Annotated in this window: 10 protein-coding genes; 2 read left to right on the forward strand and 8 right to left on the reverse strand. The window is 65.7% G+C overall.

Annotated elements, in window-relative coordinates; genetic code table 11:
• The first annotated feature begins 77 nt into the window (after window positions 1-77).
• Window positions 78-3857 carry a methionine synthase gene (gene metH / locus GM672_RS19930; protein WP_155472286.1) on the forward strand — a complete coding sequence of 1260 codons (3780 nt, stop codon included), beginning with the start codon at window positions 78-80 and terminating at the stop codon, window positions 3855-3857.
• A 135-nt stretch (window positions 3858-3992) separates the two neighbouring features.
• Window positions 3993-4388 carry an SPW repeat protein gene (locus tag GM672_RS19935; RefSeq protein ID WP_155472287.1) on the forward strand — a complete coding sequence of 132 codons (396 nt, stop codon included), beginning with the start codon at window positions 3993-3995 and terminating at the stop codon, window positions 4386-4388.
• A gap of 121 nt (window positions 4389-4509) precedes the next feature.
• Here GM672_RS19935 and GM672_RS19940 read toward each other — a convergent pair whose 3' ends face one another.
• The 8 genes from GM672_RS19940 to rsmB form a co-directional block, all read right to left on the reverse strand.
• On the reverse strand, window positions 4510-5787 hold the full coding sequence (locus GM672_RS19940; RefSeq protein WP_155472288.1) for an EAL and HDOD domain-containing protein: 1278 nt from the start codon (window positions 5785-5787) through the stop codon (window positions 4510-4512).
• A 73-nt stretch (window positions 5788-5860) separates the two neighbouring features.
• Window positions 5861-6667 (reverse strand): class II glutamine amidotransferase, encoded by an 807-nt coding sequence (locus GM672_RS19945; protein ID WP_155472289.1) that lies wholly within the window; start codon window positions 6665-6667, stop codon window positions 5861-5863.
• Window positions 6668-6805: 138 nt separating this feature from the next.
• Window positions 6806-7063 carry a BTH_I0359 family protein gene (locus tag GM672_RS19950; RefSeq protein WP_155472290.1) on the reverse strand — a complete coding sequence of 86 codons (258 nt, stop codon included), beginning with the start codon at window positions 7061-7063 and terminating at the stop codon, window positions 6806-6808.
• A gap of 114 nt (window positions 7064-7177) precedes the next feature.
• Window positions 7178-7558, reverse strand: a complete 381-nt coding sequence (locus GM672_RS19955) for a GTPase (protein WP_155472291.1) — start codon at window positions 7556-7558, stop codon at window positions 7178-7180.
• A gap of 72 nt (window positions 7559-7630) precedes the next feature.
• Window positions 7631-8350 (reverse strand): response regulator, encoded by a 720-nt coding sequence (locus GM672_RS19960; RefSeq protein ID WP_155472292.1) that lies wholly within the window; start codon window positions 8348-8350, stop codon window positions 7631-7633.
• Window positions 8351-8512: 162 nt separating this feature from the next.
• Window positions 8513-10801, reverse strand: a complete 2289-nt coding sequence (locus tag GM672_RS19965; protein ID WP_188915905.1) for a sensor histidine kinase — start codon at window positions 10799-10801, stop codon at window positions 8513-8515.
• The gene (locus GM672_RS28970) at window positions 10802-11377 is read right to left on the reverse strand and encodes a DUF4390 domain-containing protein (RefSeq protein WP_229427677.1); all 576 of its coding nucleotides are present in this window, start codon (window positions 11375-11377) and stop codon (window positions 10802-10804) included.
• A gap of 86 nt (window positions 11378-11463) precedes the next feature.
• Window positions 11464-12807 carry a 16S rRNA (cytosine(967)-C(5))-methyltransferase RsmB gene (gene rsmB / locus GM672_RS19970; protein WP_229417837.1) on the reverse strand — a complete coding sequence of 448 codons (1344 nt, stop codon included), beginning with the start codon at window positions 12805-12807 and terminating at the stop codon, window positions 11464-11466.
• Between the last annotated feature and the right edge of the window lie 32 nt (window positions 12808-12839).

The raw sequence follows: 12839 nt of genomic DNA on the forward strand, positions 1-12839 counted from the left end.
ACCGGCCCACCCCTGGCGCGACGATGCAGCGCGCCCCCCGAGTGCAGTTTCCTGACGCAGATCCGTGAAAGTAGCAAATGACCAAGACCGTGACCCGCCCCGCCTCCCAGACCGAAGCACAACTGCGCGACATCCTGTCGCGCCGCATCATGTTCCTCGACGGCGCGATGGGCACGATCATCCAGCAGTACAAGCTGGACGAAGTGGCCTACCGGGGCGGCGCCCAGGGCCGCTTCATCGACTTTGCGGCACCCGCGGACAGCGGCGCGCGCGAACTGTTCGTCAAGGGCAATAACGAACTGCTGACCCTGACGCAGCCGCACGTCATCCAGGAAATCCACGAGCGCTACCTGGCGGCCGGCGCCGACCTGATCGAGACCAATACCTTCGGCGCCACCAGCATTGCCCAGGACGACTATCACATGGGCCACCTGGCCTACGAGATGAACGTGGAAGCGGCGAAACTGGCCCGCGCGGCCACGGCGAAGTACTCGTCCGCCGACAAGCCCCGCTTCGTCGCCGGTGCGCTGGGCCCGACGCCGAAGACGGCATCCATTTCGCCGGACGTCAACGACCCGGCCGCCCGCAACGTCACCTTCGACCAGCTGGTTGCGGCCTACCACGAGCAGGTACGCGGCCTGGTGGACGGCGGCGTCGACGTGCTGCTGGTGGAAACCATCTTCGACACCCTGAACTGCAAGGCGGCCCTGTTCGCCATCGACCAGTACTTCGACGAGCACCCCGCCATCGAACGCCTGCCGCTGATGATTTCCGGCACCGTCACGGACGCGTCCGGCCGTATCCTGTCCGGCCAGACCGTGCCCGCCTTCTGGAATTCCGTGCGCCATGCCAGGCCGCTGACGATCGGCCTGAACTGCGCGCTGGGCGCGGCGCTGATGCGTCCGTATGCGGAGGAGCTGTCGCAGATTGCCGATACCTTCGTCTGCATCTATCCGAACGCGGGCCTGCCCAACCCGATGAGCGACACGGGCTTCGACGAGCTGCCGGCCGACACGTCGGCCCTGCTGCGCGAATTCGCCGATGCCGGCTTCATCAACATGGCCGGCGGCTGCTGCGGCACGACGCCGGACCATATCGGCGCCATCGCCGCGCTGCTGGCCGACGTCAAGCCGCGTGCCCTGCCCCATGTGCCCGTGGCGCAGCGCCTGTCCGGCCTGGAGCCGTTCACCATCGACGACGACTCGCTGTTCGTCAACGTGGGCGAGCGCACCAACGTGACGGGCTCGAAGGCCTTCGCCCGCATGATCCTGAACGAGCAGTACGACGAGGCCCTGTCGGTGGCGCGCCAGCAGGTCGAGAACGGCGCCCAGGTGATCGACATCAATATGGACGAAGCGATGCTGGACTCGCAGGCGGCCATGACGCGCTTCCTGAACCTGATCGCCTCGGAACCGGACATCTCGCGCGTGCCGATCATGATCGACTCGTCGAAATGGTCCGTCATCGAGGCCGGCCTGAAGTGCGTGCAGGGCAAGTCCATCGTCAACTCGATCTCGCTGAAGGAAGGCGAGGAAGAATTCATCCGCCAGGCCCGCCTGTGCCGCAGCTACGGCGCCGCCGTCATCGTCATGGCCTTCGACGAGAAGGGCCAGGCCGACACCTACGAGCGCAAGATCGAGATCTGCCAGCGCGCCTACGACGTGCTGACGCAGCAGGTGGGCTTCCCGGCCGAGGACATCATCTTCGACCCGAACATCTTCGCCATCGCCACCGGCATCGAGGAGCACAACAACTACGCGGTGGACTTCATCAACGCCACCCGCTGGATCAAGGACAACCTGCCGCACGCAAAGATTTCCGGCGGCGTGTCGAACGTGTCGTTCTCGTTCCGCGGCAACGACCCGGCGCGCGAAGCCATCCACACGGTCTTCCTGTACCACGCCATCAAGGCGGGCATGACGATGGGCATCGTCAACGCCGGCATGGTGGGCGTGTACGACGACCTGGCGCCGGAGCTGCGCGAGCGGGTCGAGGACGTGGTGCTGAACCGCCGCGACGACGCGACGGAACGCATGATCGAGATCGCAGGCACCCTGAAGGCGGGCGGCAAGGCCGAGACGGCCAACCTGGAATGGCGCAAGGGCACGGTGCAGCAGCGCCTGTCGCACGCGCTGGTGCACGGCATCACGCAGTGGATCACGGAAGACACGGAAGAGGCGCGCCAGGAACTGCTGAACAACGGCGGGCGCCCCATCAACGTCATCGAAGGCCCGCTGATGGACGGCATGAACGTCGTCGGCGACCTGTTCGGCCAGGGCAAGATGTTCCTGCCGCAGGTGGTGAAGTCGGCGCGCGTGATGAAGCAGGCCGTGGCCCACCTGATCCCGTACATCGAGGAAGAAAAGCAGGAAGAGGAACGCCGCACGGGCATCGTCGCCAAGCCGAAGGGCAAGATCGTCATCGCCACCGTCAAGGGCGACGTGCACGACATCGGCAAGAACATCGTCTCCGTCGTCCTGCAATGCAATAACTTCGAAGTGGTCAACATGGGCGTGATGGTGCCCGCGTCGGAAATCCTCGCACGCGCCAAGCTGGAGAATGCCGACATCATCGGCCTGTCCGGGCTGATCACGCCGTCGCTGGAGGAAATGGCCCACGTCGCCAAGGAAATGCAGCGCGACCCGCACTTCCGCATGCTGAAGATTCCCCTGCTGATCGGCGGCGCCACCACCAGCCGGGCCCACACGGCCGTCAAGATCGCCCACAACTACGAGGGCCCTGTCGTCTACGTGCCGGACGCGTCCCGTTCCGTGTCGGTGGCGCAGTCGCTGCTGACGCCCGAAGCGCGCGACCGCTACATCGAGGAAGTGGAAACGGACTACGCCCGCATCCGCGAGCAGCACGCCAACAAGAAGGCACTGCCGACGGTGTCGCTGGCCGCCGCGCGCGCCAACAGGACGAAGCTCGAGTTCGCGCCCGTCAAACCGAAGTTCATCGGCCGCCGCCTGTTCCGCAATGTCGACCTGGCCACCCTGGCCCAGTACATCGACTGGGGTCCGTTCTTCCAGACCTGGGACCTGGCCGGCCCCTACCCCGCCATCCTCAGCGACGAAGTCGTCGGCGAAGCGGCCACCAAGGTCTTCGAGGAAGGCCAGGCCCTGCTCAAGCGCATCATCGAAGGCCGCTGGCTGACGGCCAACGGCGCCGTCGCACTGCTGCCGGCCAACAGCGTCAATGACGACGACATCGAGGTCTACACGGACGACACCCGCACCCAGGTGGCGTTCACGTACTACGGCCTGCGCCAGCAGGGCGTGAAACCCGTCATCGACGGCGTGCAGCGCCCCAATCAGTGCCTGGCCGACTTCATCGCGCCGAAATCGTCCGGCATCAAGGACTATATCGGCATGTTCGCCGTCACGGCCGGCCTCGGTATCGAGAAGTACGAGAAGCGCTTCGAGGACGCGCACGACGATTACTCGTCGATCATGCTCAAGTCCCTGGCCGACCGCCTGGCCGAAGCGTTCGCCGAATACCTGCACGAGCGCGTGCGCAAGGACCTGTGGGGCTATGCGGCCGACGAGGTGCTGTCGAACGAGGCACTGATCAAGGAAGAATACCGCGGCATCCGCCCGGCCCCGGGCTATCCGGCCTGCCCGGAACACACGGTCAAGGCCGAGCTGTTCCAGGCCGTGGGCGCCGAAGAGATCGGCATGGAGCTGACGGAGTCCTACGCCATGTTCCCCGGCGCCGCCGTGGCGGGCTTCTACTTCGCCCACCCCCAGTCGAAGTACTTCAGCGTCGGCAAGATCGGCGACGACCAGCTCACCGACATGGCCCAGCGCCGCGGCGTCGCCCGCACCCAGCTGGAAAGCTGGCTGGCACCGAACCTGTAAGCCCTGCCGCGCCCGCTGCGAATCCGGTCGGTCCGCCGCAGCGGTCAGACACCGACATGGCGCAGCGGCGAGGTGTGAACTTTTTGGTGGGGGACGAGTCCAACCAGCGCAGTGATTTTTCTTTCGGGAGGTATCATGGTCGACTCTGTCAAACCCGCTCGCCCCGCGCTGAAACGGTGGCAGGACCAGCTGATCCTGCTATTGGGGATCTGGCTGTTCGTCTCGCCGTGGGTGCTGGCTTATGCCATCGAATCGCCGCATGCGCTCAATGCGTTCATCTGCGGTGCCGTGCTGGCCTTCCTGGCCGCATACGACCTGTACAAGACCTATTTCTGGGCCGTTATCGTCAACCTGCTGGTGGGATTGTGGGTTGCCGCTTCGCCCTGGGTACTGCAGGCCGATTACGGGCAGGACAACATCATGTGGAATAACCTGGCTGTCGGCCTGGCCGTTGCCGTGCTGGCGGCGTGGGAAATTGCCACCGACCCGGACCTGCACAAGCAGTTGCCGGGCGCCGGCGCGGCCACGTAAGCGCGGGGGAAGCCTGCAGCGGTGCCGCAAGCACCGGAGGCGCCTGTCCGGCGCCATGGGCCGGGCCCGCCATGGGTCCGGTCTGGTCGTTCATCGCGTATTCAACGCGCCTGCAGCAGCGTCAGGCCGCGTAGCGGACGACGTTGTCGCTCCACTCGAAGGCGGCCAGTTCCAGCTCCACCAGTTCGTGCGTGGCCATGGCCAGGTCGTGCAGCGCGGGGATCAGCACTTCCTCGCCGTCCATGCGCTCGATCGATTCGGCCAGCTTCAACAGGTCGCCGTAGAAGCCGGCGCGGTACAGCAGCGCATCGGATACTTCCTCGCTGACGGGAATCTGCGTCATGATTTCCGCCATCGGCATGCCGAACAGCGTGTCCATCAGCGACATGATGCCGACGGTGAAGGCGATGTCGGCCACGTGGCGGTGGGCCGGGCGCAGTTTCTGCGCGAGCAGCTCCAGCATGCGGCCCCGCGTCGTGGCCAGCATCAGCAGCGGCGTCATCGTGCTGCCGCGCTTGCCCGGCTCCGCGTACAGCATGATCTGCAGCCAGCGCTGCAGCTGCCGCCGCCCCAGGATGGCGACGGCCTGGCTCAGCGAGTCGATGCGCTGGCGTGCGCCCACGGCCGGCGTGTTCACCAGGCGCAGCAGGTTCAGCGCCAGCGACACGTCGCGCTTGATGGCGCGCTCGATTTCCGGATTGTCCGCGTCGGACGTGACGAGCGACATCAGCTCCACCAGCGCCAGCTGGGATGGCGACAATTTCTTGCCGCTCATGATGACGGGCCGGGCGAAGTAGAAGCCCTGGAAGTAGTCGAAGCCCAGGTCCAGCGCCGCCTTGAACTCCTCGCGGGTTTCCACTTTCTCGGCAATCAGCTTCTTGCCGTCGCGCTTGAAACGGGGTGTCAGCTTTGCCATCGCTTCCGGCGCCGCGCCCTGCATGCTCATCTTGACGTATTCGATCATCGGCAGCATGGCCTGCACTTGCGCCGTGTCGCCCCGCACGTCCACCAGCGCGAAGCGAAAGCCGTGGCTGGCCAGGTCCGACATGCGCGCCAGCACGGCCGGCGTGGCCGGCAAGGTTTCGACGATTTCAAGCACCGTCTTTTCACGTGGCAGGAAGCCGAAGATATCGCTCATGATGGCGTCGGCGTCGACATTGACGAAGCCGACTGCATCGCCCACTACCCGTTCCAGGCCCAGCTGGGAAGCATGGGCGATCACGGCCGACGTGGCCGACAGGGCCGACGTATCGATCTGGGCCGGGCCGACGGGGGCGTTGCGGAACAGCAGTTCGTAGCCGGACAGGATGCCGTTGCGGTCGAGGATGGGTTGACGCCCCAGATAGAACTCGCGCACGCGGACATTACGGGAAGATTCGTTACTGGACAGATCGATCATGGCAGGCATCCTGGTTATCCTGCCATTTTGACATTAATCCTTCGGAAATTGTGGAGTTTCCGTCGAAAAATATTTATTTCAATCGGTCGGCGGCAGCCCCGGCGGGCTGCGCGACCCGTTGCGGCAGCCCGTCGACGAAACACAGCAGCTCGCCCGGCGCAAACGCCGTCCACCGTTCGTTGGTGGTCAGGGGTTGCGTGACGATGATGGCGACGCGGTCGTTCGGCGTCGTAACCTGGGAAAAATCGACGCGCATGTCCTCGTCGGACAGGATCGCCGTATCGAAGGGATGCTGGCGGACCAGGTAGTGCAGGCTGGTCGAGCAGTGGGCGAACAAAGCCGTGCCGCTGGAGAGCATCATATTGAAGGTGCCGTGGGCGGCGATGCCCTGCACCAGTTCGTCCAGGCCGGCGCCCAGTTTGTCCAGCGCGGGCTGGCTGTCGCCGAAGCGGCGGCGCAACTGTTGCAGCAGCCAGCAGAAGGCACGCTCGCTGTCGGTGCTGCCGACGGGGCGGAACGGCCCGTCCAGTTCGGGGTGGAAATCCTTCAGGTCGCCGTTATGGGCGAATACCCAGTAGCGGCCCCACAGTTCGCGCACGAAGGGGTGGCAGTTCTCCAGCGCAACCTGGCCTTGCGTGGCCTTGCGGATGTGCGCGATGACGTTGCGCGACTTGATGGGATAGGTCTTGATCAGTGTGGCGACGGGCGAATCGACGGCCGCCTGGTGGTCGACGAAGTGGCGCACGCCGGCGCCTTCGAAAAAGGCGATGCCCCAACCGTCATGGTGGGTGTCGGTGCGGCCGCCGCGCATGGCAAAGCCGGTAAAGCTGAACACAATGTCGGTCGGCACATTGCAGTTCATTCCCAAAAGCTGACACATAGGTTAACGCGTTAAGTTACGCAATAAGTCACGCAATAAGTCACGCAGACAAGTCACATAAATATGCTGCGGCAGTGCGGTTAGTTTCCGACCATACATTATCACGGTCGCCGCGCCGCGGCGACACGTGCCCCTGGATCAATGCAGCAGCACTGGCTGACTCATCAGAGAGTCATAGCTGCCGAGGAACTCATCGATCTCCTCCATGGTGGGCTCATTGGCGATGAGCTGGTTGACGTCGCGACGGAAGTTCTGTGCCAGCAGACCGGCAATGAAGATTTCACGCTTGCCGCCCTTGTCGACGATTTCGTAGCCGCCGAAACGCAGTGCTTCGAGTTCGCGATCCGGTCCGAATTCGACGACGCTGTACTGCTCGCTGTTATAGATGAGGTTCATATCGCTTCCTTCTCTCCAGGGGCGGAACCGGGCGCCGGTTCCGCGTTCAGTTTCGAAGTGGGGCTGTCGCGGGGGTTTTCAAGACTGCAAAACCCTCGTGCGGGCTCCGTGCACTCACGCCGCGAGGTCGCTACAGAGGGACAGCAGGCTGTCGTAGGGCGGGGCCGACAGAAAGATGCGCAGCTGTCCCACATGAGTGGCATCGGCCAGGCTGATAAAAAGTCGCGCTGGCGGACGGCGCAAGAGACGATTCAATGTAACACGCAAAACCAGATTGCCGGCGCAGCAAAGACACCCCGGGGCGATCCGGTGCAGTGCCGGCTGCCAGCCGCTGCCGTCGAAACCGGCCAGCGGCGACGTGCCGTCGGCCAGTCCCTCCAGGATGATGGCGGTGTCCTCACCGGGACGCAGGGCGGCGGCGATGGCCCGTTCGCGCGCACCGGCAGTGGGGCCGGTGACGAGCGTGGTCAGCGTGGGGAGGGCTGGCGCCGTCATGACAGGTTCATGGCCGGCAGTGCAGGCAAGGCGCCGCGGCGCCGCCGGAAGCGGCGGGAAGGACGCGAATGGTCAGACCTGCTGATTCTTCTTGGCCAGCTTGCCCGGCTCGACGCCGAGCTGCTTGAGCTTGCGGTACAGGTGGGTACGTTCCAGTCCCGTTTTTTCGGCCACCCGCGTCATGCTGCCGCCTTCGCGACCCAGGTGGTGCTCGAAATACATGCGCTCGAAGGCATCGCGCGCTTCCCGCAGGGGCAGGTCGAACGACAGGTTGAAGGCCTGGCCTTCGCCGCTGCCGCGCGTCATGGCGATGCCGTGGGCGCCCGGCGGCGGCGCGGCCTGTACCCCGAAGGTGGGCGGTGCCACTTCCTCGACGGGCGGCAATGCGGCCGGGCGCTGCGCCATCACGGGCGCGCGCACTACTTCCTGGGCCCGCGTCAGGCCGGCCTGCACCGCCTTCAGCAGCTTCTGCATGGCAATCGGTTTTTCCAGGAAATTCAGGGCGCCGATGCGGGTTGCTTCCACCGCCGTGTCGATGGTGGCGTGGCCCGACATCATAATGACGGGCATCGTCAGCAGGCCATCGCGCTGCCACTCCTTGAGCAAGGTGACGCCATCCGTATCGGGCATCCAGATGTCGAGCAGCACCAGGTCGGGCGCCCCGGCCGCGCGGGCCTGCCGGGCCTGCTGGGCGTTCTCCGCCAACGTCACCGCATGACCCTCGTCGCCCAGGATTTCCGAGAGCAGCTCCCGGATGCCCATTTCATCATCTACTACCAGAATGTTTGCCATCTACCCTGCCCTCTTCTTATCATTTTTCGCGACGGCCCGGTGGCACCCGGTTTACCCCAATGCCAGCTGCGCCGTGCATCCCGTATGTCGGCCGCGGTATTGCCCATGCCGCCATCTGCCGGCATGGGCTGCGTGCCAATGATTTTATTAGTGTTCCGAAAATTATGCCAACTGCACCGGTGCCAACTTTAACAGTAAAATCAGTACCGATGCGCCACTTCCATCGGCATGGTTCTGGATATCGATCCGGCCCCCATGCTCGTCGATGATCTTCTTGACCATCGCCAGCCCCAGCCCGGTGCCGCGCGCCTTCGACGTCACGTACGGCTCGAAGGCCCGGGCCAGGATTTTCGGCGCAAACCCGGGGCCGTTATCGGCGATCGACAGCCGCACGGCAATGCGGGTGCCGCCATCGGCGCTCTGGTAATGGATCGCTTCCGTGACGACGTCGATGCGCGGCTCGCGGCGCGGATCGGCCACGTCGGCCAGCGCATCCTGGGCGTTCTGCAGCAGGTTGTGGATCACCTGGCGCATCTGGGTCTCGTCGCCCATCACCATCGGCAGGAATGGCGCCAGCTGCGCATGGATGATGTCGTTGCCTTCGTCGCCCACGTACAGGTGCAGGATTTCCTCGACCAGCGCATTCAGGTCCAGCGGCTGCAGCTGCGCCGGCGGCGTGCGCGCGTAGTCGCGGAAGTCATCGACCATGCGCTTCATGGAACTGACCTGGTTGACGATGGTGCTGGTGCTCTTGTTGAGCAGCTCGACGTCCTTCGCTTCCAGCTTGCTTTCCAGCTTCATCTGCAGCCGTTCGGCCGACAGCTGGATCGGCGTCAGCGGGTTCTTGATTTCATGGGCCAGCCGGCGCGCCACTTCGCCCCACGCGATCGAGCGCTGGGCCGAGATGACGTCGGTGATATCGTCGAACACGACGATATAGCCGCCGCCGCCTTCCTGCGGCAGGCGCGAACCCCGTGTCAGCAGGATCAGCGCGCTTTCGTCGGGGCCGCCGCCGGGGCGTGAAATCTCGATCTGGCGCTGCCAGTGCAGGCGCTGGATATTGCGTCCCGCGGCCGACTGGGCACTCTGGGCGGAAAACGCGGCCGTTACGGCGGCGGCGAATTCCTGCAGGCCCTCGACGTCGCCCAGCGGCTTGCCGATCAGCGCCACGCCGGCCTTCTGCAGGATGCGTTCGACCGAGTCGTTGCACGTGACGAGGCGGAACTCCGCATCGAGCACCATCACGCCCGCCGACATATTGCCCAGCACGGACTCCAGGTGGGCCTTGGCGTTCTGCAGCGCGATGCGGTTGCGCTCGACCGCCGTGCGCGCCTCGGACAGCTGGCGCGTCATCGTGTTGAAGCTTTGCGTCAGGGTGCCCAGTTCGTCCGAGCTGGCCACGATGGGGCGCGGCGACAGGTCGCCCTCGGCCACGGCGCGCGTGCCCTCGGCCAGCAACAGCAGGGGTTGGGCCAGGTCGTTGGCGATCAGGAAGGCCGCCGCGATGGCGCCGAACACGGCCAGCAGCAACGTCAACGTCAGGGTCTCGATATACATGCGCCGCAGGCCGACACGGGCCACGAAGCGTTCCTTGTATTCGCTGTAGGCGGTGCGCAGCATCTCGCCGTCGCTGGCCAGGCGGGGCGACGCGGCCTGGATCACCTGCAGGTAGCGCGGCGCGAAGCGGGCCACGGAACTGGGGTCGGCAATAGGCATCAGCACGCGCAGGCGCAGCACGTTGTTCGGGTCCAGCGGCGGCGCCGGTGGCGCATTCAAGGTGTCGTCGCGCAGCTCGCTGCCGCCCTCGGCCGCCGCATACGGCGGCTCGGCCTGGGCCTTGGCCATCATGGCTGCCGTCGGCAGATCGGCCGACAGGTTGATGCGGCGCTCGCCCATGGCGGACACGATCAGGCCGCCTTCGGCATCGACGATGATGGCGCTCTGGATGCGGGGATGGTCCTTGACAAAGCGGGCCAGTTCGGACGGAGCGGCATAGAACGGCAGGCGGGCCAGCTCGTCGGCCGTCTTGCCTGCTTCGCCGCGCAGCTCCGTCAGCGAAGCGTCCAGCGCCGAGCGGCCCAGGTCCAGGCCCGCTTCCAGCGCCTCCTCGACGCGCACGTTGAACCACGATTCGATCGAGTGCGAGACGAACTGCACGGAGACGAGGAAGATGACGAGGCCGGGCAGCACGCCGATGGCGGCGAACAGCATCACCAGCCGCGTCATCAGCCGCGAACCGAACTTGCCGCTCTTGTAGCGGGAATACAGGCGGAACAGCGACACGGCCACCAGCGCCAGCAGCGCGAAAGCGACGGTGGCGTTCATCGCCAGCAGCCACGAGTAGTAGCGGTCGAAGAAACCCGAGTTGTCCGATGCCGACGCCAGCAGGAACAGCAGGATGCTGCACACGGCGCCTGCGACGACGAACAGATACCGCAATGCCTGCGTCACTTACTCGGCCCTGTACTGGAAGGTTTTCTTCTGGGAGGCCAAGGTCCATTCACGGTTGTTGAAGGCATTGACCTGGATCGGCTTGGGCAGGTAGTTGCGGTCCATGCCCATGCTGAGGGTGACGTTGTAGACCTCGCCCACCTTCAGCGCACCGCGCGGCGCCACCACCCAGCGCGTGGGCCGTCGTATGAAGAACAGCGCGTCGTCGAGCGAATCGAAGCTTTGCGAGACGCTGCCGATGATCGTCACGTGGTACTGGCGCGTCAGCACGTTGTACCAGATGCGGTGGGTGCGCTTGTTGGTGACGGCCTTCTCGTCGAACCAGTACCAGCGGGGGCGGGTGAACGAGATCTCTGTGGTGAAGGACAGCTGGACGCCGTATTGCAGCGCATCTTCCAGGCCGTGGCTCAGGTCGAAGGCATAGGCGGCCGACAGGCGGTAACCCTCTTCCGCCGCCTCGATGTGGGCGCGGGTGATCTCCACGGCCTCTTCGGCCGCGCGGGCCGCCTGGGGCAACACGCAGGCCAGCATCAGCAGCAACTGCCAGGCCAGGAGTCGGACAAATCGTAAGGTCACGTGCGCAATATCGTCGGAGATTAAAGAACCGGTCGGAGATCAAAGACCAAACAGGGCGGAAAACTGGCAGCGCCAACGCGCATCGCTTACGCTTCTTTCTGGAAGAGCGCGTAAAACAGGCCATCGTGATCCTGCTCGGCACCGCCCACGGGCAGCAGCTGACCGGGCGCATCGAGTCGGGTGGCGCGATTGCGCACCGCGAAAGCGGCCGCCTGCGCCTCGGATTCCTGCGGCCACAATGAACATGTCACGAACAGCAATTTACCATTGGGCCGCAGCATCTGCCAAAGATTGTCGAGAATTTCCCCGGAAAGTGTTGCAAGTTGGAGCGCGTCGCCCTTGCGCCGCAACCAGCGGATATCCGGGTGGCGCCGGACGATGCCGGAGGCCGTGCAAGGCACGTCGGCCAGGATGCGGTCGTAGCCCGATTCGTCGGTCCAGGCCTGGGCTTCGGCCGCCTGCAAGGTGGCGCGCAACTGCAGCCGCTCCAGGTTCTCGCCCACGCGTGCCAGCCGGCGCGGATCGGCGTCGAGGGCCGTCACGTCGGCATCGGCCAGCTCCAGGATATGGCAGGTCTTGCCGCCCGGCGCGGCGCAGGCATCGAGCACGCGCATGCCGTCCTGCACGTCCAGCAGCGGCGCGGCCAGCTGCGCGCCGGCATCCTGCACCGACACGAGCCCGGCGTCGAAGCCGGGAATCAGGTGCACGCCCATCGGCCTGGCCAGCCGCACGGCCTGCGGACCGATGCGTTCGGCGGCGATGCCGGCATCGGCCAGCTGGGCCAGGTAATCCTCGACCGTGCCCTTGCGGGGATTGACGCGCAGGGTCAGCGGCGGCGCCTCGTCGCCGGCGGCCAGGATGCGCTGCCAGTCCTGCGGATAGGCCGTCACGGCCGCGTCGATCCACCATTGCGGGTAGTTCCAGCGCGCCACCGGCTGCAGCGCCGCCGTGGCCAGCAGCGCGTCGCGCTCGCGCAGGAAGCGGCGCAGCAGGGCGTTGACCATGCCCTTGGCGCGCGCCGTGTCCGGGTGCGAGCCGGCCGCCGTGACGGCCTGGTCGACGACGGTAAACGCTTCATACGGCATGGCACCGGCCGTGTCGGCCTGCATCAGCGGCAGTGCGCACACGAGCAGGGCCGCCACCAGCGGTTCCGGCGCCTTCGGCGCCATCGCGGTCACCAGCGCATCGCTGCGGCCCAGCTGGCGCATGGCGCGGTAAGCGATATCCTGGATCGCGCCACGGCCCTGCGGCGCGGCGTCCACCGTGGCGAACACGCCCGCCAGCGCCTGCGGCAGGGCCATGCCGCCCCGCACCTGGACCACGGCCGTGGCCGCGCCCAGCAGCGCGAAGGCCAGCGAATCGGGCTTCAGCGCGGCCTTGAAGTCCGTCTGCAGGGCCGGTTTCAGGTCGCGGTGGTGACTGGCGCGCAGGCCGGACGGCTCGGCGCGGCGCGGCGTGGACG

It is taken from the genome of Pseudoduganella buxea, from assembly GCF_009720835.1.
Lineage (GTDB): Bacteria > Pseudomonadota > Gammaproteobacteria > Burkholderiales > Burkholderiaceae_D > Rugamonas > Rugamonas buxea.